The 23,228-nt window shown below is 69.2% G+C and carries 17 protein-coding genes and 3 pseudogenes; 12 read left to right on the top strand and 8 right to left on the bottom strand.

The features are described from left to right. Window positions 1-74: 74 nt before the first annotated feature. Window positions 75-2,255 (bottom strand): aldo/keto reductase, encoded by a 2,181-nt coding sequence (locus L2D01_14670; GenBank protein ID WBQ10110.1) that lies wholly within the window; start codon window positions 2,253-2,255, stop codon window positions 75-77. A 124-nt stretch (window positions 2,256-2,379) separates the two neighbouring features. Here L2D01_14670 and L2D01_14665 point away from each other — a divergent pair, with 124 nt between their 5' ends. The 6 genes and pseudogenes from L2D01_14665 to rimM all read left to right on the top strand — a co-directional run bounded on the left by L2D01_14665 (window position 2,380) and on the right by rimM (window position 7,295). Next, window positions 2,380-2,892: a hypothetical protein gene (locus L2D01_14665; GenBank protein ID WBQ10109.1), complete on the top strand. Its 513-nt coding sequence runs from the start codon at window positions 2,380-2,382 to the stop codon at window positions 2,890-2,892. A 107-nt stretch (window positions 2,893-2,999) separates the two neighbouring features. Further along, on the top strand, window positions 3,000-3,566 hold the full coding sequence (gene efp, locus L2D01_14660; protein WBQ10108.1) for an elongation factor P: 567 nt from the start codon (window positions 3,000-3,002) through the stop codon (window positions 3,564-3,566). Window positions 3,567-3,570: 4 nt separating this feature from the next. Then, window positions 3,571-4,368, top strand: coding sequence for an inositol monophosphatase (locus tag L2D01_14655; protein ID WBQ10107.1), 798 nt, complete (start codon window positions 3,571-3,573; stop codon window positions 4,366-4,368). A 240-nt stretch (window positions 4,369-4,608) separates the two neighbouring features. Then, window positions 4,609-6,147: a signal recognition particle protein gene (gene ffh / locus L2D01_14650; protein WBQ10106.1), complete on the top strand. Its 1,539-nt coding sequence runs from the start codon at window positions 4,609-4,611 to the stop codon at window positions 6,145-6,147. A gap of 30 nt (window positions 6,148-6,177) precedes the next feature. Beyond that, a pseudogene (gene rpsP, locus L2D01_14645) lies at window positions 6,178-6,429 on the top strand (30S ribosomal protein S16). Between the two features lie 332 nt (window positions 6,430-6,761). Continuing rightward, entirely contained in the window at window positions 6,762-7,295 is a 534-nt protein-coding gene (rimM, locus tag L2D01_14640) for a ribosome maturation factor RimM (GenBank protein ID WBQ10105.1), read from the top strand. A 10-nt stretch (window positions 7,296-7,305) separates the two neighbouring features. Here the strand turns inward: rimM and selD are convergent, their stop codons facing one another. Beyond that, the gene (gene selD / locus L2D01_14635) at window positions 7,306-9,495 is read right to left on the bottom strand and encodes a selenide, water dikinase SelD (protein WBQ10104.1); all 2,190 of its coding nucleotides are present in this window, start codon (window positions 9,493-9,495) and stop codon (window positions 7,306-7,308) included. A gap of 87 nt (window positions 9,496-9,582) precedes the next feature. Between selD and L2D01_14630 the strand changes: the two genes are divergently transcribed. From L2D01_14630 to cysN, 3 genes are all read left to right on the top strand, one after another. Beyond that, entirely contained in the window at window positions 9,583-10,587 is a 1,005-nt protein-coding gene (locus L2D01_14630; GenBank protein WBQ10103.1) for a glycosyltransferase family 2 protein, read from the top strand. Between the two features lie 190 nt (window positions 10,588-10,777). After that, window positions 10,778-11,629: a sulfate adenylyltransferase subunit CysD gene (gene cysD, locus L2D01_14625; GenBank protein WBQ11656.1), complete on the top strand. Its 852-nt coding sequence runs from the start codon at window positions 10,778-10,780 to the stop codon at window positions 11,627-11,629. A 2-nt stretch (window positions 11,630-11,631) separates the two neighbouring features. Continuing rightward, a complete protein-coding gene (gene cysN / locus L2D01_14620; GenBank protein WBQ10102.1) occupies window positions 11,632-13,536 on the top strand; it encodes a sulfate adenylyltransferase subunit CysN in 1,905 nt (634 codons plus the stop codon). A 24-nt stretch (window positions 13,537-13,560) separates the two neighbouring features. On the opposite strand, the gene L2D01_14615 is transcribed toward cysN, so the two are convergent. The 4 genes from L2D01_14615 to L2D01_14600 are packed head-to-tail and all read right to left on the bottom strand — an operon-like array spanning window position 13,561 to window position 15,967. Then, complete coding sequence (locus tag L2D01_14615; protein WBQ10101.1) at window positions 13,561-14,070, bottom strand: DUF1178 family protein; 510 nt, start codon at window positions 14,068-14,070, stop codon at window positions 13,561-13,563. After that, window positions 14,067-14,891 (bottom strand): carbon-nitrogen hydrolase family protein, encoded by an 825-nt coding sequence (locus L2D01_14610; protein WBQ10100.1) that lies wholly within the window; start codon window positions 14,889-14,891, stop codon window positions 14,067-14,069. Before L2D01_14610 ends, L2D01_14615 begins: the two co-directional genes overlap by 4 nt. Further along, window positions 14,888-15,154, bottom strand: a complete 267-nt coding sequence (gene grxC / locus L2D01_14605) for a glutaredoxin 3 (protein WBQ10099.1) — start codon at window positions 15,152-15,154, stop codon at window positions 14,888-14,890. Before grxC ends, L2D01_14610 begins: the two co-directional genes overlap by 4 nt. 27 nt (window positions 15,155-15,181) lie before the next feature. Further along, window positions 15,182-15,967: a ComF family protein gene (locus L2D01_14600; protein WBQ10098.1), complete on the bottom strand. Its 786-nt coding sequence runs from the start codon at window positions 15,965-15,967 to the stop codon at window positions 15,182-15,184. Here L2D01_14600 and L2D01_14595 point away from each other — a divergent pair. After that, window positions 15,955-16,902, top strand: a complete 948-nt coding sequence (locus L2D01_14595) for a methyltransferase domain-containing protein (protein ID WBQ10097.1) — start codon at window positions 15,955-15,957, stop codon at window positions 16,900-16,902. The genes L2D01_14600 and L2D01_14595 overlap by 13 nt on opposite strands. On the opposite strand, the gene L2D01_14590 is transcribed toward L2D01_14595, so the two are convergent. Continuing rightward, complete coding sequence (locus L2D01_14590) at window positions 16,899-17,669, bottom strand: tetratricopeptide repeat protein (GenBank protein ID WBQ11655.1); 771 nt, start codon at window positions 17,667-17,669, stop codon at window positions 16,899-16,901. The two genes, L2D01_14595 and L2D01_14590, sit on opposite strands and share 4 nt — an antisense overlap. 383 nt (window positions 17,670-18,052) lie before the next feature. On the opposite strand from L2D01_14590, the pseudogene L2D01_14585 reads away from it, so the two are divergent. Continuing rightward, window positions 18,053-18,196: pseudogene (locus L2D01_14585) on the top strand (response regulator). Window positions 18,197-19,167: 971 nt separating this feature from the next. Here the strand turns inward: L2D01_14585 and mutS are convergent. After that, window positions 19,168-21,852 (bottom strand): DNA mismatch repair protein MutS, encoded by a 2,685-nt coding sequence (gene mutS, locus L2D01_14580; protein ID WBQ10096.1) that lies wholly within the window; start codon window positions 21,850-21,852, stop codon window positions 19,168-19,170. 241 nt (window positions 21,853-22,093) lie between these two features. On the opposite strand from mutS, the pseudogene L2D01_14575 reads away from it, so the two are divergent. Then, window positions 22,094-23,215: pseudogene (locus tag L2D01_14575) on the top strand (NADP-dependent malic enzyme). Window positions 23,216-23,228: the final 13 nt, after the last annotated feature.

Genomic DNA, 23,228 nt, shown 5'->3' with positions numbered 1-23,228 from the left:
CCACCTCGCTCCGCGCCGGACCGGAGCGCACGCGCGGCCAGACCCTTATGGCTTAGCGGGGCCGGGGCGATTTGTCATCCGGGCGCACCCGCGCCCGTGATGAGACCAAGCGCGTCCAGCACGCGCGGAATCGCCTTCTTCAATCTGAAAAAGCCCTTGTCCGCGTACGGAAAGAAGGCGCTGTCCCAGTCCCGGCGCAATTCGCACAGGGTCAAACCGGCGGCCTCCAGCGCCGGCGCCGCCGAATCAAGCACGTCGCGGGCCGGGCCCTGACAGGGGCGCTGGGTGATGATCTGGCGCGCGCCCGCCTTGCGGGCGAGCGCAATGACCGCCTCCATGTCCGCCGCTTCGCTGACCGCAAAGCCGAACACGCTCGCAGCGCGCTGGCTTGCGTCCTCAAACGCGGCGCGGGTGAAGGCGTTGGCGGCCTCTCCGACAGGCAGCGGGCTGAGGGCGGCGGACGTATCCAGCGTCGCCGCGCCGCGCAAATCCAGCCCCTCCACGCCCCAGCTTTCCGGGTGAAGGTCTTCGCTGGTGATCAGGAGGAAGGCGGGCGCATCGGCATCGGGCTGCGCGCCCGGCGCCAGCGGGACGGGCGGGGGATGGCCCGGGTCCACGGCCAGAGGCGGCGCCTCGGCGGCGAGATCAGGCGCCCTCACTTTGAAGCGCTCACCGGTGAAGCGGGCGATATTGCCCGCGCGCGCCAGATAGGTCTTGCCCGGCGTGTGCAGTCCGCACACCCAGCGCCAGCTCAACGTGTTCGACGCCGGGTCGGCGTCGATGAGATGGCGCAGGAACCAGTCCGCGCCCAGGCGCCAGGGCAGGTCCAGCGTGTAGATCCAGATCGACGCCGCCCACATGCGCGCATGATTGTGCAGATAGCCGGTCTCGTTGAGCTCGTGCGCCCAGGCGTCAAAGCAGTCCAGCCCGGTGCGGCCTTCGATAGCGGCGGCGTAGCGCTGCGCCATCGCGCCATCGCGCTTCAGCACGTCCAGATCGCCCGCCAGCCCGGCGCGGTAGTCGGCCCACACGGAGGGCCGCATCTCCAGCCAGCCTTTCCAGTAGGTGCGCCAGCACACCTCCCCGATGAAGGCCTCGGCCGCCTCCAGCCCGTGGGCGTCGATGGCGGCGCGCACCAGCTCGTCTTCGCGGATGATCCGGCGGCGCACATGCGCGCTCAAGGCTGAGACGTTGGAGCGGTCGTGCGGTCCCCGGTCCTCATTTCGGTGCGCGGCGTAAACGCCCCCCATGGCGGGTGTGAACGCCTCCAGCCGCGCCAACCCGGCGGCGCGCGTCGGTGCGGGAAAGGCGAAGGCGGGCAGGGCCGTGTCAGCGTCAGGCTCCGGCGCCGTGACGTCGTCTGCGGGTGCGGCGACCTCTGGCGGAGCCGCTTCTTCAGCAAGATTGACCTGTGCCATCGGCGCAGCCTGCGGCGCGCGGGCCCAACCCGTTCCGCCAGCGCTGGCGCAGGCCGCCAGATGGGCGTCGAGATGGGCGCGCCGCGTGGTCGTGATCAGCACTGTGTCGACTTCCGCGCGCGCCAGCGCAGCGCGCACGCCCTCCACCGGAGCGACGCGGCCCCGGCCGGGGGTGGCGGGACGCAGGGCGCGCGCCAGCGCATACAGGTCCGCCGGCTGGCGGGGCATGCGCCGGGGCGGGGGCGTGTCGCCGGCGCTCTGGATCGCGATCACCGCCATGCCACGCGCCCGCGCCGACGCCAGACGCGCCTCCTCGCGCGCATTGATGAACGGGTGCACGGGCGTCATCATCAGATCAAACCGCCCCGACGCGATGGCTGCATCCAGCTCCGGCCCCAGACCGGTGACGCCCAGCGCCGCGAAGGCGCCCGCTGATTTCAGCGCGGCGAGCCGGGCGAACAGCTCATCCGTCAGCTCATACGGGTCCGGCCCGTGCAGGAACAGGGCGTCCACGCCCTCCACCCCCAGCCGCGACAGGCTGGCGTGCACGCTGGTTTCGATGCCGGCGGGCGAGAAATCCCGCAACCGCTCGGAGACACCCTCGCTGGCTATCCCCGCCTTTGTGCACACAAAGACCTGATCGCGAGGCAGGTCGCGCAAGGCCCGGCCCAGACGGCGTTCCGCCTCGCCCGCGCCATAGGCGGGCGCCGCGTCGAACACCCGCACGCCGCCCTCGAACGCGCGCGCGATCAGCCGGCGCGTGGTCTGCGCTGGTACCAGCGGCGTGCCGTGAGCGCCCGAGACGCCGAAGCCGAGACGGGAAAGACCGTGAATCATGGGGGCGAGGTTTACGGGCTTTGCGCGCTCACGGGAATGGATTTCGCCATTGTCCGGCGGCTTGGCTATCAGCGGCCCCGTCTGCAGCCCTCATGCTTCCTGGACGCAACTCAAGGAGACAGGCATGGACAGGTTCGAGACGGCGCTGGCGCACGTGTTTCATTGGGAGGGCGGATTTTCCGATCACCCGGCTGACCCCGGCGGCGCGACCAATTTCGGAATTACGCAGGGCACGCTGGCGGCCTCGCGCGGGACGCCGGTAAGCCGCGAGGATGTGCGCGCCCTGACGGTCGAGGAGGCCGGCGCCATTTATCGCGCGCGCTACTGGGACGCCTGCCGCTGCGATGAACTGCCCGCGGGCGTGGACACGATGGTGTTCGATGCGGCGGTCAATCACGGCCCCCGGCAGGCGGCGCTCTTCCTGCAAAGAGCGCTCAGCGTCGCCGATGACGGCGTGATCGGCCCCAAAACCCTCGCCGCCGCCGCGCGTCAGAACCCGGTGCAGACCCTGTGCGAGATCGCCGCGCGCCGGATGGTCTTCTACGCCCGGCTCAACACCTTCCCCAGCTTTGGCCTGGGATGGGCGCGACGGCTGATGAGCACGGTGATGGAGGCGGGGGCGCAGGCTGCGGGGTGAGGGCGTGCAGCTTGCCGGGGCGGGGCGGCCCTGATACACGGGCGCGGCTCTAGACAAACCCGCGCCGGGCCCGCCCGGACGCGCCGCATCCCAGGATCGCGCCTTCCATGAAAATCAACGGCAATGAAATCAAGCCCGGCATGGTGATCAAGCACCAGGAGACGCTGTGGACGGCGGTCAAGGCCGATCACGTGAAGCCCGGCAAGGGCGGCGCCTTCGCCCAGGTGGAGCTGAAAAACATTCTCGACGGGCGCAAGCTCAATGAGCGCTTCCGTTCGGCCGACAAGGTGGAGCGCGTGCGCCTGGAGCAGCGCGATTATCAGTATCTCTACCCCGAGGGCGAGATGCTGGTGTTCATGAACACCGAAACCTATGAGCAGATCTCCCTGCACATCGATTTCGTCAGCGAGGAGCGCGCCGCCTTCCTGTCCGACGGCATGAAGGTGATGGTCGAGCTCTACGAGGACAAGCCCATCGGCATCACCCTGCCCAACCATGTGGAGCTGGAAGTGGTCGAGACCGAGCCGGTGGTGAAGGGCCAGACGGCGGCCAATTCCTACAAGCCGGCCGTGCTGTCGGGCGGCGTCAAATCCGCCGTGCCGCCGTTTGTGGGCGTGGGCGAAAAGGTGGTCGTGTCCACCGAAGACGGCACATACGTGCGCCGGGCCGACTAGGCCCATGGGAAATGTCTCCGCCCTGATGCAGGTGATGACCGGCGCGGTCCGCAAGGCGGGCCGCAAGCTGGTGCGCGACTTCAACGAGGTCGAGCATTTGCAGGTCTCGCGCAAGGGCCCCGCCGATTTCGTCACCGCCGCCGATCTCAAATCGGAAGAGATCCTGTTCGCCGAGCTGTCGCGCGGCCGCCCCGGCTATGGCTTCCTGATGGAGGAGCGCGGCGCGGTGGACGGCACGGACCGCTCCCACCGCTGGATCGTCGATCCGCTGGACGGCACCACGAATTTCACCCACGCCCAGCCCCATTTCGCCATCTCCGTGGCGCTGGAGCGCGAGGGCGAGCTGATCGCGGGCGTGATCTATAATCCCGCCACTGACGATCTGTTCCACGCCGAAAAGGGCCGCGGCGCCTATGTCAATGATCGCCGCCTGCGCGTCGCCGAGCGCCGCCACTTCCAGGACTGCGTCATCGCCACCGGCCTGCCCTTTTTCGGCAAGACCGGCCATGCCCGCGCCCTGAAGGAACTGCACGCCATCATGCCCATGTGCGCCGGCATCCGCCGCTATGGCGCGGCCTCGCTGGATCTGGCCTGGACGGCGGCGGGCCGGTTTGACGGCTTCTGGGAGCGCGGGCTGAAGCCCTGGGACATCGCAGCCGGCATCGTCATGATGCGTGAAGCGGGCGGCTTCGCCGGCGCCATCGAGGAAACCGGCGACGTGCTGGAAACCGGCGACATCGCCGCAGGCAATGAATACGTGATGGCCGAGCTGCGCGAGCGGCTGAAGAAGGTGGCGGGGTAGGGGGAAATCCCCCCTCTCCCTTGACTCTCCCCCTATCTCCCCCTATCCCCCGCGGGTTCTCTGAAGCGACCGGCTTACCGCTCGTCATCACCGGCACACGGAGCCCGCAAAAGCGCGGGACACCCTCCTGGAGGCCGGCGAGACACCCAGGCTCGACGCGTTGCGTCCAGCGGGGTTGTTGCGGCGTGTGCGCTTGCCGGCGCGGCTTCAGGGACATGAGCGGCTATTGAAGGGCTTTGAATGTTCGACACGTTGACCGACCGCCTGTCCGGCGTTTTCGACCAGCTCACGGGGCGCGGCGCGCTCTCTGAGAAGGACGTGGACGCGGCCCTGCGCGAGATCCGTGTGGCGCTGCTGGAGGCCGATGTGGCCCTGCCGGCGGTGAAGGACTTCATGAGCCGGGTGCGCGCCGAGGCGGTGGGCGAGCGCGTCATCCGCGCCGTGGCGCCCGGCCAGCAAGTGGTCAAGATCGTCCATGACGAGCTGGTGGTGCTGCTGGGCGGCGAGGGCGAGCCCGAAGGCCTGTCGCTGGGCGGCGAGCCGCCTGTGGCGATCCTGATGGCGGGCCTTCAGGGCTCGGGCAAGACCACCACCACGGCCAAGCTCGCCCTACGCCTGACATCGCGCGAGAAGAAAAAGGTCCTGGTCGCCTCGCTCGATACGCGCCGTCCGGCGGCGATGGAGCAGCTGGCCCAGATGGCCGAAAAGGCGGGCGTCGCCTGCCTGCCCATCGTGAAGGGCCAGTCGGCAACCGAAATCGCCAAGCGCGCCATGAGCGCGGCGCGCCTTCAGGGCTTTGACGTGGTGATCCTGGATACGGCCGGGCGCACCTCCATCGATGAAGAAATGATGGCCGAGGCCGCGCGCATCGCCGACATCGCCCGCCCGCGCGAGACGCTGCTGGTGGCCGACGCCCTGACCGGTCAGGACGCGGTGGAGACGGCGCGCCGCTTTAACGAGCGCCTGCCGCTGACGGGTCTGGTGCTGACGCGGATGGATGGCGACGGGCGCGGCGGCGCGGCCCTGTCCATGCGCTGGGTCACCGGCCTGCCGATCAAGTTTCTCGGCGTCAGCGAGAAGGTCGACGGGCTCGACGCCTTTGATGCGCGCCGCCTGGCGGGCCGGATTCTGGGGCGCGGCGACATCGTCTCGCTGGTGGAAAAAGCCGCCGCCGAGGTGGACCAGGACCAGGCCGAGCGCCTCGCGCGCAAAATGGCCAAGGGCAAGTTCGATCTGGAGGATTTCCGCCAGCAACTGGCCCAGCTGAAGAAAATGGGCGGGCTCGCCTCGATCATGGGCATGATGCCCGGCATGAACAAGGCGGCCAAGGCGCAGGTCGCGGCGTCTGGCTTTGACGACAAGGCCATCTCGCGCCAGGAGGCGATCATCCTGTCGATGACGCCCGAAGAGCGCGCCAAGCCGGACATCCTCAAGGCCAGCCGCAAGCGCCGCATCGCCAAGGGCGCCGGCGTGGAGGTGCCCGAGGTCAACAAGCTGATCAAGATGCACCGCCAGATGGCGGACATGATGAAGAAGGCCGGCAAGGGCAAAGGCCTGCCCGGCATGCCGGGCGGCGGCAAGATGCCCCCGGGCATGGGCGGGCCGGGCATGGGTGGCGCAGGCCTCGACGCCGCCGCCGCCGATCTTCTCAAAGGACGCGCGCCTTCGGGCGCGGGTGGACTGCCAGGCCTGCCGGGCGCTGGCGGATCGTCACAGCCGCCGTCTTCCGGCGGCTTTCCGGGTCTGCCCGGCCTGCCCGGCGGCAAAACCAAACGCTGACATTCAACCAACCAAAGGACTTAAAATCTCATGGCCGTTAAAATCCGTCTCGCCCGTGGCGGCGCCAAGAAGCGCCCCTATTACCGCATCGTCGTCGCTGACAGCCGCAATCCGCGCGATGGCCGCTTCATCGAGAAGATCGGCACCTATAACCCCATGCTGCCCAAGGATCACGAGAACCGCGTGACCCTCGACACCGAGAAAGCCGCCGACTGGATCAAGAAGGGCGCCCAGCCCACCGACCGCGTCGCGCGCTTCCTCGCCGCTGCGGGCGTGATGGAGTGGAAGCCGGGCCAGAACCTGAAAAAGGGCGAGCCGGGCGCCAATGCCAAGGAACGCGCCGCCGAGCGCGCCGAGAAGGAAGAGGCCCGCGCCGCTGCCGCCGCCGAAGCCAAAGCCGCTGCCGAAGCTCCGGCTCCGGTGGAAGAGGCCCCGGTCGAGGAAGCCCCTGCTGAAGAAGCCCCGGCTGAAGCCGCCGCCGAAGAGGCGCCCGCCGCTGACGCCGCCGCTGAAGAAGCCCCGGCTGAAGAGGCTCCGGCTGAAGACACCAAGGCCTGATCATCGCGCCGGCCCTGCGCTTTTGGCGCAGGGCCGCACCGCGCTGAGCCTGCGTCATGACAAAAAAGACCGCCGATCCGTCACCGGAGCTGATCGTCATCGCCGCCCTGGCCGGCGCCCACGGGGTGCGCGGCGAGGCGAAGATCAAGGCGTTCGGCGATCCGGCGCTGGTGTGCAGCTATGGCGCGTTTCTGGACGCGTCGGGGAAACCCGTGCTCACCCCGGTCAAGGCCAAGCCCGGCGCAGGCGGTTTCGTGATTGCGAGCGTGCGCGGAAACCTCACCCGCGAACAGCTCATGGCCATGAAGGGCACGCTCCTGCACGTGCCGCGCGCCGTGCTGCCGCCGCCGGACGAGGACGAGTTCTACCACGCTGACCTCATTGGCCTTGAGGCCCGCGATGCGGACGGAACGCCCATGGGCCGGGTGCGCGCGGTGCAGGATTTCGGCGCCGGCGATGTGCTGGAAATAACCGGACCGGGCGGCCTCACCTACGCCCCCTTCACCCGCGAGGCCGTCCCCCATGTGGACCTGGCCGGCGGCTGGCTGACTGTGGTCATGCCTGATACGCTGGACGGGGATGCGCCTTAGGGCGCCCGGCTCACCGCGCCCGGACGCCTGCAAAATCGCCACTCACGCCGCCGATGCGCCAGGCCGGTTCGCCTGCTTCGTGCAGCGCGGCCAGCGCGGCGTCTGCGTGTTCAGCGGGCACAGCGGCCAGCAGACCGCCCGACGTCTGGGGATCGAAGAGCAGGTCGCGCAGGGGCCCTGAGGGTGCATCCACCGGCCCGGCGCCGGCCTGATTATCTTCAAACAGGGATGAGCGCACGCCTGCGCCCGCCAGCTCCAGCGCGCCGGACAGCACCGGCACAGCGTCCAGAACCAGATCCGCGCCCGGACCCTCAGGTCCCAGAAGGCTGGCCAGATGCCCGGCCAGGCCAAATCCCGTCACATCGGTCATGGCGCTGGCGGCTTGGGCGAGGATCGCGGCGGCGCGTCCCTGGGGCCGCGCCATCATGTCCAGCGCCGCCATCACATCGCGCCCGCGCGCTATGAGACGCATCTCGGCGGCCAGGATCACCCCGGTTCCAACAGGTTTGGTCAGGATCAGCACATCGCCGGCCTTCGCGCTGGTCTGGCGCACCGGCTTGTCCGCCAGCCCCGTGATCGTGAAGCCGATGGTCAGCTCGGCCCCGATACTGGTATGCCCGCCCGCCAGCTCGGCCCCGGCGGCGCGCAGCACGGCGCGCGCCTCGGCGAGGATTTCGGTGAGGGTGGAGGCCTGCAGGGCCGTGCTCATGGGCGGCAATATGATCTGGGCCAGCGCCGCCTGGGGCGCGGCGCCCATGGCCCACACATCGCCCAGCGCATGCACCGCGGCGATGCGCGTCAGAAGGCCGTGATCATCGGTGAAGGCGCGCACATGATCGGTGGTGATCACCTGAACGCCGCTCCCATGGACCAGCACCGCCGCGTCATCGCCCGGCCCGGCGAGCAGGTCTGCGCGGGTCGGCGCGGGCAGGGACGACAGGACGCTCGCCAAAGCCGCGCGCCCCGCCTTGGCGCCGCAGCCGCCGCACAAGGGCGGGGCGTCCGCGTCGCGTCCCGCCGCCGCCCGCGAGGGCAGGGCCGGGGGCGCCATGAGGGGCAGCTCGCTCAGACCCTCCATGAAGTCGCGGTCGATCCGGTCCTTCCAGCGCCAGACCCAGCCGCCGGAAAGGCTGAACCCGTTGCGCGCCGCCAGCGCGCGCTGGCCGCCGAGCGAAATGAGGCGCAGATAATCGCCCTGGGGCGCGAAGCGCTCCAGCTGTCCCGTCCCGCGCAAGACGGTTTCCAGATTGCGCGCCAGTACCGGCGCGGCGCGCACGGCATAGACGCCCGCCTTGGGCCGGGGCGCGTGGGTCAGGTGGGCGCAATCGCCGCTGGCGAACACATTCCGGTGGGAGGTGTTGCGCAAATGCGCATCCACCGCCACATAACCCTCATTGAGGGCCAGCCCGGTCTCACCCAGCCAGCCATGAGGCCGCGCCCCGGCGGCGGACAGGGTCAGGGCGGAGGGCAGGCGGGTTCCATCGGCGAGGGTGACGGCTTCGCCGCTGACCTGCGCGATGCGGGCGCCCGTGATCACGCGCACGCCTGCGCGCTCCAGCGCCCGCACCAAAGCGCGGCGCGGCCCGCCGGGCAGGTCTGCGACGATGCCAGACCGCGCCTCGACCAGCGAGACGGACATGTCCGGCGCGTCCAATGTTTTCAAACGGTGCATCGCCGCCAGCGCCAGCTCCACCCCGGCGGCGCCCGCGCCGATAACGCAGACCTCCGCACGGGCATGGCCCGCTTGCACCGCCCGGATGAACCCACCCCAGCGCGCTGCGAACACGTCCAGCGGCTTGGCGGCGAGGATGTGCTGCGCGCCGGGGGCATCGGGGATGGCGCCCGAAATGCCGATATCCAGCGACAACACGTCAAAGCGCACCGGCGCACGCCCCGTCACGTGCACCAACCCCGCGTCCGGATCGATGCCCTGCGCCATGCCCGACACCAGCCGCGCCCCGGCGAAGCGGGCGAGCCGCACCAGATCGATCTCCAGTTCATCGAGCGTGTAGCGCCCCGCTGCATGACCGGGCAGCATGCCGGTATAGGGCGCGGTGGCGCCGGGATGGATCAGCGTCACGCGCGCACCGGGCAGCGGCGCCATCCCCCAGCGTTTCAGCACCAGTGCATGGGCATGCCCGCCCCCGACAAGCACGAGATCACGCGTCAGGGTCGCGGGCGGGGCGGCGCGGGTCAGCATCGCGCCAACCTAGCCCTGCCCGGCCTGCCCGCGCCAGTGGGCTCCCCCGCCATTGACCGAACGCGCGTGCGCGCGCATCAAACGGGCATGAGCTCCGCCGCCCCGACCCCGACCGCTGATGTTACCATCCTGATCGTCGCCTATCGCAGCCGGGCGACCCTGCCGCTGGTGATTGAGACTCTGGCGGCCCAGACCCTGCGCCCGGCGCGGGTGCGGCTGCTCGAGAACGGCTCGCCGGAGGGAGAAAAGATCGAGGCCGCCAGCGTGCCGGACTGGGTGGAGCATATCGAGAGCGAAACCAATCTGGGGTTCGCGGGCGGCAATAATCTGTTGGCGCGCGGCGCGCAGACGCGCTGGCTGCTCCTGCTCAATCCCGACGCCTATCCCGATCCGGACTGGCTGGAACAGATGATGGCCGCCGCGGCGCGCTGGCCGGAGGCGGCGCTGTTTGGCTGCACCCAGCGCGCCCACGGCTCGCCGGGCAAGCTGGACGGGTGCGGGGATGTGTATCACTGCAGCGGCCTGCCCTACCGTGCCGGCTATGGCCGGGCGATCCAGCCGCCGCCCGAGGGTGAGGTGTTCGGACCTTGCGGGGCTGCGGCATTGATCCGGCGCGATGTGTTCGAGGCGCTGGGCGGGTTCGACGAGGCCTATTTCTGCTATGTGGAGGACGTGGATTTCGCCGCGCGTGCGCAGCTTCTGGGCCACACGGCGGTTCAGGTGCGTGATGCGGCGGTCAGCCATGTGGGGTATTCCTCCACCGGTCGCCGGTCGCCCTTCGCCACTTTTCACGGCGCGCGCAACCGGCTGTGGACGTTCTTCAAGGTCACGCCCGGCTGGCTGGTCTGGGTGCTGGCGCCGGGTCATATCGCGATGACCGCCCTGCTCTGGTTGTCCGCGCTGCGCTTCGGCCAGTTCACCCTGTTCGGCCGGGCCTTGCGCGATGCGCTGGCCGGCTGGCCTGACCTGATGATCAAACGCCGCGCGCTGCAGGCCCGGCGCGTCGTCACGCCCCTGGGCTTTGCGCGCCGGCTCAACTGGAACCCGCTGAACCTGCTCACCCGGGCGCCGGATGTGCGTCCACGCCGGTAGTGCAGCGCGAAGGGGCTTTCCTTGCTGCGCCTGCGAGGCTAACACACCACAGTCACGGGATGACGGGGGGCTCATGAGCGATATCGCCAGCCAGATTCGCAGCTATGCCGCGCGCTTCACCGCGCCCCGGCCGCGCGAGCGCCCCTTGTCGCCGCATCTCGCCGCCCTGGAAGCTGAATCCATCCACATCATGCGTGAGGTGGCCGCCGAGTTCGAGCGCCCCGTCATGCTCTACTCCATCGGCAAGGATTCAGCGGTGATGCTGCATCTGGCGCTCAAAGCCTTCTATCCCTCGCGCCCGCCCTTCCCGCTGCAGCACGTGGACACCACCTGGAAGTTCCGCGACATGATCACCTATCGCGACGCCCTGGCCGATGCGCTGGGGCTGGAATTGCGTGTAGAGATCAATGAAGAGGGCTTGAAGCGCGGCATTAACCCGTTTGCATCCGGCTCCAACCTGCACACCCAGGTGATGAAGACCGAAGCGCTGCGCGCCGCGATGACCCGGCACCGCTATGACGCCGCCTTCGGCGGGGCGCGCCGCGATGAGGAGAAGAGCCGCGCCAAGGAGCGCATCTTCTCCTTCCGAGACGGCCATCATGGGTGGGACCCGCGCAATCAGCGCCCGGAGCTGTGGCGCACTTACAACACGCGCATCCGCCAGGGCGAGTCCATCCGGGTGTTCCCGCTGTCCAACTGGACCGAGCTGGATATCTGGCAATACATCCTGGAGGACGACATCCCGATCGTGCCGCTCTACCTCGCCGCCAAACGGCCGGTGGTGGAGCGTGACGGGCAAATTCTCATGGTCGATGACGACCGCTTCCCGCTTCAAGCCGGTGAAACCCCGCAAATGCGCCAGATTCGCTTCCGGACGCTCGGCTGCTATCCGCTCACCGGCGCCATCGAGTCCGGCGCCGACACCATAGAGGCCATCGTTCTGGAAATGCTCACCGCGCGCACCTCGGAGCGTTCGGGGCGGCTGATCGACCACGACGAGGCGGGCTCCATGGAGAAGAAAAAGCGTGAGGGGTATTTCTGATCATGGCCGCTATCTCCCCTGAACGCGCCGCCCTGCTGGACCGGCTCACGCGCGCGGGCGAGCGCGGCGTGCTGCGCTTTATCACCTGCGGCTCGGTGGATGACGGCAAGTCCACCCTGATCGGCCGGCTGCTGTACGATTCCAAGCTCCTGTTCGAAGACCAGATCCGGACGCTGGAAAAGGATTCGAAGAAGCACGGCACCACTGGCGAGAACGAGATTGATTTCGCCCTACTGCTCGACGGCCTGGAAGCCGAGCGCGAGCAGGGCATCACCATCGATGTCGCCTACCGCTTCTTCAACACCGAAAAGCGCAAATTTATCGTCGCCGACACGCCCGGCCACGAACAGTACACGCGCAACATGGCCACCGGCGCCTCGACGGCGGATCTGGCCATCATCCTGGTCGATGCGCGCCGCGGCGTGCTGACCCAGACCCGCCGGCACACCTATATCGCCGACATGATGGGCATCCGCCACGCAGTGGTGGCGATCAACAAGATGGATCTGGCCGGCTATTCGCGCGCGCGCTTCCACGAGATCGTGTCCGACTATCTGCGCATCGCCGAAGAGCTGGGTTTCGACACCATCACCCCGATCCCGATCTCGGCGCGCTATGGCGACAATATCTTCGCCCGCTCGGCCAACATGGCCTGGCATGACGGGCCGACCCTGATGGAGCATCTCGAAAGCGTCGAGACCGACGCCGCCGAGGCGGTGGATCACCCGTTCCGCATGCCGGTGCAGTGGGTCAACCGGCCCAATCTGGATTTCCGCGGCTTCACCGGGTCCATCGCCGGCGGCCGCGTGGCGCCAGGCGACGAGATCGTGGCGGCCCAGAGCGGCAAGACCGCGAAGGTCGCGCGTATCGTCACCGCCGATGGCGATCTGGATCATGCCGAAGCGGGTCAGGCCGTGACGCTGGTGCTGGACCGCGAGATCGACATTGCGCGCGGCGACATGCTGGCGGACGCCAAGGGCCGGCCGGACGTGTCGGACCAGTTCGCCGCCGAGATTCTGTGGATGGCCGAGGAGGAGATGATCCCCGGCCGCACCTATCTGCTCAAGGCCGGCGGCCAGGTCACCCCGGTCTCGGTGACCACGCTGAAACACAAGCTCAACGTCAACACGTTCGAGCGCGAGCCGGGCGTGAGCCTGCAGCTCAACGAGATCGGCGTGTGCAACCTGTCCACCTCGCGCGCCATCGCTTTCGACCCCTATGCGGAGCTGCGCGAGACCGGCGCTTTCATCCTCATTGACCGCTTCACCCAGCAGACCGTGGCGGCGGGCATGATCGCCTTCTCCCTGCGCCGGGCGAGCAATGTGCATTCCCACGCCATGGACGTGACCAAGTCACGCCGGTCAGAGCTCAAGGGCCAGAAGCCGGCGGTGTTGTGGTTCACCGGCCTGTCGGGCGCGGGCAAGTCGACCATCGCCAATCTGGTGGAGCAGAAGCTGGCCGCCATCGGCCGCCACACCTATTCGCTGGACGGCGACAATATCCGCCATGGGCTGAACCGGGATCTGGGCTTCACCGATGTGGACCGGGTGGAGAATATCCGCCGCATCGGCGAGGTGGCCCGCCTGTTCGTGGATTCAGGGATCATCGTCACCTGTTCCTTCATCTCGCCCTTCCGCGCCGAGCGCATGATGGTGCGCGAGCTCATGGAGCCAGGCGAGTTTATCGAGGTCTTCGTGGATGCGCCGCTGGAGCTGTGCATCCAGCGCGACCCCAAAGGCCTCTACCGCAAGGCGCAGGCCGGCGAGATCAAGAATTTCACCGGCTTTGACAGCCCGTACGAGACCCCCGAAAAGCCCGAGCTGCACCTCAGGACTGCTGATCTGACTGCGGAGGCTGCGGCTGAAGAGGTCATCGAGCAGCTGATCAAGCGCGGGATGATCGGCTAGGGCGTTTCCGGTGAACCGCCCGGCTCAGTTGGCCTTCTTGGCCGGCGCCGGCGCGAACGGTTCGGGCAGCGGCGCGCAGGGCACGCCCTCTTCGCTCAGCCGCTCGCGTTCAGCCGGGGTGGTCTCGCCATAGATCAGGCGCTGTGGCGCGTCGCCGGCATGGATGGCGCGGGCCTGTCTGGCGAAATCCTCGCCCACATAATCATAGTGGCTGCGGATATGGGCGCGCACCTTGCGCGCCACCGCCTCGAACTCGGCTGGCGCATTGATGCTAGGCGCGGCGCCCGGGGTGCTGCCTGGCGCGTCAGGGCGAACCGTCTCACGCGCCTCTCTGCAGCGCCCCTCTTTCGAGCGCCCCTCTTTCGAGCGCGAAGTGCGCACCGCCGGGGCCATGATCTGTTTGCGCACCTGCGTGGAGCCGCAATGGGGACATTCCACCAGTCCCCGCGCCACCTGGTCGTCATAGGCGTCAGAGCTGGAGAACCACGCCTCGAAGCCGTGGTCGTCCTCACACGCCAGGGCGTAGCGGATCATGGGCCGGACATCTCCCGGTCGCCTTTCAGCGCCGGGATGCGCCTGCGGGCATCGCGCGATTCTTCCGGGTCGATCTCGGCGTACAATATCCCGGGCTCGTCATGGGCCAGCTGCGCGATGATTTCGCCCCAGGGCCCCACCACCATGGAATGGCCCCAGGTCTTGCGCCCGTCCTCATGCTTGCCGCCCTGGGCGGGCGCCAGCACGAAGCTGCCGGTCTCGATGGCGCGCGCGCGCAGCAGCACCTCCCAGTGGGCCCGGCCCGTGGGCCGGGTGAAGGCGCTGGGCACGGTCATGACATTGGCGCCGGCCTTGGCCAGGCGCCGGTACAGATACGCAAAGCGCACGTCATAGCAGATGGTCAGGCCGAGCTTCAGGCCCGCCGCGTCCGCCATCACCGCCCGGTCGCCCGGTGCATAATTTTCCGACTCCGAATATTCCTCGCCTGCGCCCAGCGACACATCAAACATGTGGATCTTGTCGTAAAACGCTTTCAGCGCGCCATCGGGACCGAACAGGCAGGAGCGGTTCACAGCCCGCCCGTCCGGACCCAGCAAAGCCAGCGAGCCGACGACGAGGTCAATCCCCAGCGTCTGGGCCAGATCGGAGAAGCGCACCAGAGACGGGTCCTCGCCCGGCGTGCGCAGGGCGTCGAACAACTCGCCTGAATCGCGCTGGACCAGATTGGTGACTTCGGGCGTCACAATGAGGCGCGCGCCATTGGCCGCAGCTTCGCGGATCATCGCGCCGGCATCATCGGTATTGCGCGCCGGATCGACGCCGGAGCGCATCTGGATGAGGGCGATCTTCACCCGGCTCATGCGTCTTTGGCCTCGGCCAGCAGGGCGTCCAGCTTGCCCCGGCGTTCCAGCGCCATCATGTCGTCACACCCGCCCACGTGAACATCCCCGATAAAAATCTGCGGAAAGGTGCGCGCGCCGCCGGCGCGTTCGACCATCTCCGCTTTCTTCTGCGGATCAAAACCGGCCTCGATCTCCTCGAAACCCACATTCTTCTTCTTGAGCAAATCCACCGCCTGCACGCAATAGGGACAGAAGGGGCGGGTATAGATGGTGACGGCCATGACGGCGAACTCCGGTGCTGATCTCCCTTATTTAAGGAGGTTCACCGGTTTCACAACGCGCGCCAATGTCACGGCGCATACCGAGGCGGCGCCAGCGCGTTTCAGCGTGCGCGCGCACGCCTCCAGCGTGGCGCCGGTGGTGTGGACGTCGTCAATGAGCACGAGGCGCTTGCCCTTGATCGTCTCTGCGTGTCCCGCCCGCACCGCGAACGCCCCGGCCACATTGCGCGTCCGCCCCCCGGCGCTGAGGCCCCCTTGCGTCGGAGTCGCCCGCACTCGCATCAATATATGGGGGTCCACCGGCACGCCGCTGGCGCGCGACACGGCCTGGGCCAGCAGGAGCGACTGGTTGAACCGGCGCTGACGCAGCCGCCGCCGATGCAGCGGCACCGGGATCAGCGCATCGGCGCCGGGCAGGAACTCCGCCCCCGCGCGCGCCATCCAGCGGCCGAAGGCGGCAAGCCCGTCCGTACGCCCGGCATGCTTCAGCCCCAGCGCCAGCGCCCGGCTGGACGCCTCATAGACAAACGCCGAGCGCGCCCGGTCATAAACCGGCGCCCGCGCATGACAGGCCGGGCAGATCATGTCCGGGGCGCTGGGATAGGCGAAGGGCACACCGCACGACGCGCACCAGGGCGGCGCGAGAAACCGGATGCGCGCCCAGTCGTCCGGGTCCAGCAATCCCGGCTCGCTCACCGGCCGCCCTGACAGGGGCGAGAGCGGTGGCCAGATCAGATCGAGCAGGCGCCCGAGCGCAGCCCCGGCTTTGCCCGCCGCGCCAAAGCGTGCATATCCGCCCCATGGCTGCTTCACCCCCGCCCTCCGCCACTGCCTCGCCCGGTGCGCCGCGCCTGTTCGACCGGGCGCTGGTGCGCGCCCGCCGCAATCGCGCTGCAGGCGAATTTATAGCCTATAACTTCCTTCATGCGCGAGTCGCCGATGATCTCCTCGACCGTGTGGAAAGCGTCTCGCGTGATTTTCCGGTCGCGCTGGTGCTCGGCGGCGGCGGGGCGGTGGGGCGCGCGCTGAAACACCGTCCCGAAGCCGCCGCCAAGATCGGCACGCTGATCGAAGCCGACATCTCCCCGGCCATGGCCGCTCTGTCATCACATCCGGCGCTGTGTCTCGATGAAGAAGCCCTGCCCATCGCGCCCGAGAGCGTGGACCTCGTTCTCTCCTGCCTGTCGCTGCACTGGACCAATGATCTCGTGGGCGCGCTGATCCAGATCAATCACGCCCTCAAGCCCGACGGCTTCTTCGCCGGGGCTATGCTGGGCGGGGCGACCCTGACCGAGCTGCGCCAGGCCCTGCTGGCGGCGGAAAGCGAGCTCAAGGGCGGCGCCCACCCGCGCGTCTCGCCGTTTGCCGACGCGTTCGACATGGCCGGCCTCATGGGACGGGCGGGCTTCGCCCTGCCGGTCTCCGACGTGGACCGTGTCACCGCGCGCTATGGCAACGCCTTCGTCCTCATGCGCGATCTGCGCAAGATGGGCGAAACCAGCGCCCTGACAGATCGCCCTCGCACCCCGGCAACACGCGCCCTGTTCGTGCGCGCCGCGCAAATCTACGCCGAACGCTTCGCCGAGCCCGACCGCCGCCTCCCCGCCCGCTTCGAAATCCTCCACATGGCCGGCTGGGCCCCCCACGAAAGCCAGCCCAAGCCTTTGCGGCCGGGGTCTGCGACAGTGCGGCTGGCGGATGCGCTGGGGGTGAAGGAGCAAGGCGCGGGGGAGAAAGCGGGGGGTTAGGGGGTCTGGTCGCGCACCTCCTCCAGCGTCACCTGCGCCCTGTCTCGATTACTCCGCGCCGTAGCCGCGTAGGCGGCGTGGCCGGCGGCGTCGAGCGCTTCGGCTGCGGCGTCGATCGCGGCGATGGCGCGCTCGATGAGGGCCGGGTCGCGCCGGCCGGCGCCCAGCGCCTGCAGGGCGTTGCCGAGATTGTTCTGGGTCATGGCCCAGTCCACCGGCGCGGCCTCGCGGGTTCGCACGCTCAGCGCAGCCTCGAAGGCGGCCACCGCGCGCTCCAGCAGGGCTTCATCGCCGCGCCGCGCGCCCAGAGCGTTCAGCGCGCCGCCCAGATTGCTCTGCGCCAGCGCCCAGTCCGCCGGGGCGGTCTCGCGGGGGCGCACGCTCAGCGCGCCTTCAAACGCCGCCACCGCCCGCTCGATCAGCGCCTCGTCCTCGCGCCACAGGCCCAGCATCACCAGCGCGCCGCCCAGATTGATCTGGGTCATGGCCCAGTCGGCCGGCGCGGCCTCGCGCGTGCGCACGGTCAGGGCGGCCTCATGGGCGGCGATGGCGCGCTCCAGAAGGGCGCCGTCGCGGCGCTGCAGGCCCAGCGTCCACAGGGCGTTGGCGAGATTGGTCTGCGCCTTGGCCCGGCCGGCGGGCCGGTCGCCGGCGCTGTGCAGGGCGAGGGCGGTCTCATGGGCCTCGATCGCCCGCTCCAGCATCGCCTCGTCGCCGCGCCGCTCGCCCAGCGCGCGCAGCACGGCGCCCAGATTATTCTGCGTCATCGCCCAGTCCGCCGGGGCGGCCTCGCGCGTGCGCACGGTCAGCGCGGCCTCATAGGCGTCCACCCCGCGCTGCAACATCACCTCATCGCCGCGCCGTTCGCCCAGCGCCTGGAACACGCCGCCCTGATTGTTCAGCGTCATGGCCCACTGGTCAGGAGCGGCGTCGCGCGTGCGCACGGCAAGGGCGGCCTCAAAAGCCTGCGCCGCGCGCGCCAGCAGGGCGTCATCGCCGCGCCATCCGCCCAGCACGCGCAGGACAATGCCCAGATCATTCTGCACCCCGGCCCAGTCTTGCGCAGCGGCGTCTTTCGGCCTCAACGCCAAGCTCGCCTCAAACAGCGCCGCCGCCGCCTCCAGCCCCCTCGCGTCTCCGATGCGTTCAGCCCCGTCCACCAGGCTGCCCGCCGCGCGCACCGCCTGCGCCGCCGCCGCATGAGCGCCGTCCCGGCCCGTCAATTCCACCGCCTGCAGATAGAGATCGCCCGCCGCCCCGTAATCCAGCGCCAGCGCCGCCGCCTGCGCCTCCTCGGTCAGCAGCTCGGCCTCTTCGGCGCGCGCCCGGGCGGCTTCGGCCTCCTGTTCCTCGCGCAGCCGGGTCTGCGCCTCGCGCGCCTGCCTGAGCAGGCCGCGCGCAGCCTCGAGCTCGCCCGCGTCCAGCCGGGCTTTCGCCTGATCGCGCAGGCGGGTGATCTCGGGCGAGACATTGCGTCCGCGGTCGATGCTGCGGGTGAGCTCGCGGTATTCCTCCGCCTTGTCCTGGAGGAAGTCGATCAGGTCGTCCCTTGTCCACTCGCCGCGCAGGCTGCGGTCAAAGCTGCGCGCGATGGTGCGCAGCGTCTCCACCGGCACCTGCCGGTCGGCGGACACCTGATCGGCCAGCGCGCGCAGATCCTCGCGCATCGCTTTCACATCGCGCGCGATTTCCAGCGTCAGGCCCGGCGACAGGGCGGCCAGGAACCCCCGCTCGGCTTCCAGCGCCGTCAGAAGCGCGCGCACATGGGCGCGGGCGATCGCGCCGGCCCGGCTCTCCGGATTGCTGAAATCAGCGCCGGCGCCCGCGCTTTCGGCCAGCCGCGCGACTGTCTCGGCGGTCAGCACCTCGATGTCAAACCCGGTCTCGATGATCCGCTGGCGCGCGGGCAGGACAAAGCGCACATGCTCCATCACCACCCGGCGCGCGTCATTCTCCTCAAGGATCTGCTCCCATTCCTCGCCGCCCGGGCGGTAGAACAGCACCAGCTCGTCACGCGCCCGCCGCACCACGCCATTGACCGCGGCTTCCAGCGCACGCTGGTCGGCATCCTTGAACCGGCTCCTGAAGGCGAGGATCAGGCCCGCGCCCGCCAGCGCAATCCCGCCATCAGGCACCAGACCTGCCATGGCGAGGCACCCGCTGCCCGCAGCTTCCTCAAACAGCTGACGCAGTCTCACCATACGCGCCCCCCTTACCAAGCCCGGCAGAAGTCAAGCGCGAGTCAGCGCCCCTGTCGAGCGCTCTCTAAACCATCCCCTTGAGCGCATAGATCAGCTCCAGCGCGTCTTTCGGGCTGAGGCCGTCGGGGTCGACGGATTTGAGGCGCTCTTCCACGGCGCTGGGCTTTACCGCCGGGGCAGGGGGCTTGGCGGAGAAGAGGGGCAGGTCGGCCAGCGCCGCCGCGGGCGCGCCGTCAGATTCCAGCCGGTCGAGAATCTCGCGGGCGCGGGCCACGGCGGCAGAGGGCAGGCCGGCGCGGCGGGCAACCTCCACGCCATAGGAGCGGTCGGCGGGGCCGGGCTGGACCTCGTGCAGGAACACCAGCTCGCCCTTCCATTCCTTGGCGCGCAGCGAGCAATTGCCTGCCGCTTCCAGCGCGTCCACCAGGCGGGTCAGCTCGTGATAATGGGTGGCGAACAGGGCGCGGCAGGTATTGACGGCGTGCAAATGCTCCACTGCGGCCCAGGCGATGGACAGGCCGTCAAACGTGGCCGTGCCGCGCCCGATCTCGTCCAGAATGACCAGGGCGCGCGGGCCGGCCTGGTTGAGGATGGCGGCGGTCTCGATCATCTCGGCCATGAAGGTGGAGCGCCCGCGCGACAGATCATCCGCCGCGCCCACGCGCGAGAACAGCCGGTCCACCAGGCCGATGCGGGCCTTGCTGGCGGGGACATACAACCCCGCCTGCGCCATCACCGCGATCAGCGCATTCTGGCGCAGGAAGGTGGATTTGCCCGCCATGTTGGGCCCGGTGACCAGCATCAGGCGCGGATGGGTCTTGCCCGCGCCATCCAGCGCGCAGGCATTGGGCGTGAAGCGCCCCTCTCCGCCGCGCGCCAGCGCGGCTTCGACGACAGGATGGCGCCCGCCCTCGACCTCGAAGGCGAAACTGTCATCGACCACGGGCCGCGAGGCGCCGCTTTCGGCCGCCCACTCGGCGTTCGCAGCGGCCAGATCCAGCGCCGCCAGCGCGGACGCTGCGGCGCGGATGGCGTGGGCTTCGGCCTCGACCCGCGCGCGGAAGGCTTCAAACGTCTCCAGCTCCATGGCCAGAGCGCGCTCGCCGGCCTGGGCGATTTTGGCTTCCAGCTCGCCCAGCTCAGGGGTGGAGAAGCGCACCGCATTGGCCATGGTCTGGCGGTGGATGAAGGCATGGTCGCCCATCAGCGCATCGCCATGTCGCGCCGTGACCTCAATGAAATAGCCCAGAACATTGTTGTGCTTGACCTTCAGGCCCGCCACGCCGGTCTGATCGGCATAGGTTTTCTGCAGGCCCGCCACCACACGCCGCGACTGGTCGCGCAGGCTGCGCGCCTCATCCAGCGCGGCTGACCAGCCCGGCGCGATGAAGCCGCCATCGCGTGCCATGAGGGGCGGTTCAGGCGCCAGGGCACGCTCGGCGTCGGCCACAAGCGCCGCCAGCTCGGGCCGCGCCGCCAGCGACAGCGCGTCCAGCGCGGCGGCAAGGCTGGCGGGCGGGTTGGCCAGACGATCCTTGGCAAAGGCTGCGATCAGGCGCTCGCCTTCCTTCAGGGCGCGGGCCAGCTGGGCCAGATCGCGCGGTCCGCCGCGACCCAGCAAGAGCCGGGTCAGGCAGCGCGCCGGGTCCCCGGCGGCCTTCAGGCGCTCGCGCACGCTGGCGCGCACGGCCCGGTCCCCGGCGAACCAGGCCACGGCGTCCAGCCGCGCGTTGATCTCGACAGCGTCCATGGATGGGCGGGCGAGGCGTTCGGCCAGCAGGCGGGCGCCTGGCGCAGTGACGGTCCGGTCGATGGCGTCAATGAGGGAGCCCTTGCGCGCGCCCTGCAGGGTGCGCTCGATCTCCAGGCTGGCGCGGGCCGCCGGATCAATCGCCATCACCCCGCCAGCGCGTTCGGACCGGGGCGGCGTCAGGCGGGCGGGCGCGCCGGCTTGCGAGAGTTCCAGATAGTCGAGCAGCGCGCCCAGCGCCGCGATCTGCGCGCGGCTGAAATCGCCGAACGCCTCCAGGCTCTGCACCTCGAAGCGCTGCTTGAGCCGGCGCTCCCCGGCGCCCGCATCGAACTTGGCCCGCGCGCGCGACGTGATCGCGGCGGACGGGGCCAGGGTGGCGGCCAGGCGCGCATCCTCGTCCGCACACAGAAGCTCTGACGGGTTCAGCGCCGCCAGCTCGGCCTCCAGCGCGTCATCTGTGCTGAGCGCTGTGGACGCGAATGTACCGTCCGTAACATCGGCCCAGGCCAGCGCCCGCGTGCCGTCGGCCAGACGGGCCAGCGACGCGATGCGGTTGGCGCTGCGCGCGTCCAGCAGGTCTTCTTCTGTCAGCGTGCCCGGGGTGACGATGCGCGTGATGGCCCGGCGCACCACCGATTTGGCGCCGCGCTTCTTGGCTTCCGCCGGGTCCTCGATCTGCTCGCCCACGGCGACCTTGAAGCCCGCCTTGATCAGGCGCGACAGATAGCTCTGGGCGTGATGCACCGGCACGCCGCACATGGGGATGGGCTCGCCCTGATGCTCGCCGCGCTTGGTCAGGGCGATGTCCAGCGCCTCGGCGGCGCGCACGGCGTCATCGAAGAACAGCTCGTAGAAATCGCCCATGCGGTAGAACAAGAGCGCCTCGGCCGGCGCCTGCGCCCGCAGCTCCAGAAACTGCACCATCATGGGCGTGGCCCCCTCTGGCGTGGGGAAGGCGCGCTGCATCAGCGTGTCAGGATCAGCCGGACGGTTCATCGTGCGCAAATTACCCGTGCGCGGGCGCGGAGCAAGGCCTCATCCCGCGGCCTGACAGCGAGTTTGCCGCCGCGCCCGAACCTTGTAGGTTAGCGGTCCCGCCGCCCGATTTGTGACCCAGGAACACCCCGCCATGACCGACCGCCGCCCCCGCGTGGATGATGAGGAAGCGCTGAACTTCCACCGCTATCCCACGCCCGGCAAGATCGCGCTCCAACCCACCAAGCCCATGGCGACCCAGCGCGATCTGTCGCTGGCCTATTCGCCCGGCGTGGCGGCGCCGGTCAAGGCGATCGCGGCCGATCCGGACGCGGTCTACGACTACACCTCCAAGGGCAATATGGTGGCGGTGATCTCCAACGGGACCGCCATTCTGGGCCTGGGCGATCTGGGCGCGGCGGCCTCCAAGCCGGTGATGGAAGGCAAGGCGGTCCTGTTCAAGCGCTTCGCCGATGTGGACGCCATCGATATCGAGGTGGAGGAAAACGATCCTGACGCCTTCGTGGAATGCGTGCGCCGGTTCGGCAATACGTTCGGCGGCATCAATCTGGAAGACATCAAGGGCCCCGAGTGCTTCATCATCGAGCAGCGCCTGCGCGAGGCGCTGGATATCCCCGTCTTTCACGATGACCAGCACGGCACCGCCATCATCACCGCGGCCGGCATCATCAATGCCTGCGAACTGACCGGGCGCGAGATCAAGGACCTGAAAGTCGTGGTCAATGGCGCGGGCGCGGCGGGCATCGCGGTGCTGGAGCTGATCAAGGCCATGGGCGTGGCCCATGACAACGCGATTTTGTGCGACTCCAAAGGCGTCATCTACAAGGGCCGCACGCAAGGCATGAGCCAGTGGAAATCGGCCCACGCCGCCGACACCGATGCGCGCACCCTGGCCGAGGCTCTGGCCGGCGCGGACTGTTTCATCGGCCTGTCGGTGAAGGGCGCGGTGGATCAGGACATGGTCAAATCCATGGCCGCCAATCCCATCATCTTCGCCATGGCCAATCCCGATCCGGAGATCACGCCCGAAGACGTGCGCGCGGTGCGCGCTGACGCCATCATGGCCACGGGCCGGTCGGACTATCCCAACCAGGTCAATAACGTTTTGGGCTTCCCCTACATCTTTCGCGGCGCGCTGGATGTGCGCGCCAAGACCATCAATGAGGAGATGAAGATCGCCGCCGTGATGGCGCTGGCCGAGCTGGCGCGCGAGGACGTGCCCGACGAGGTCGCCGCCGCCTATCACGGCGCCCGGCCCACCTTCGGCAAGGATTACATCATCCCCGCCCCCTTCGACCCGCGTCTGATCAGCCACGTGCCGCCCTATGTGGCGAAAGCCGCGATGGATACCGGCGTGGCGCGCCGGCCCATCCCGG

Source organism: Hyphomonadaceae bacterium ML37, from assembly GCA_027627685.1.
Lineage (GTDB): Bacteria > Pseudomonadota > Alphaproteobacteria > Caulobacterales > Maricaulaceae > Oceanicaulis.
Note: the sequence above shows the minus strand (reverse complement) of the source record. Positions and strands in the feature narration are given on the sequence as shown.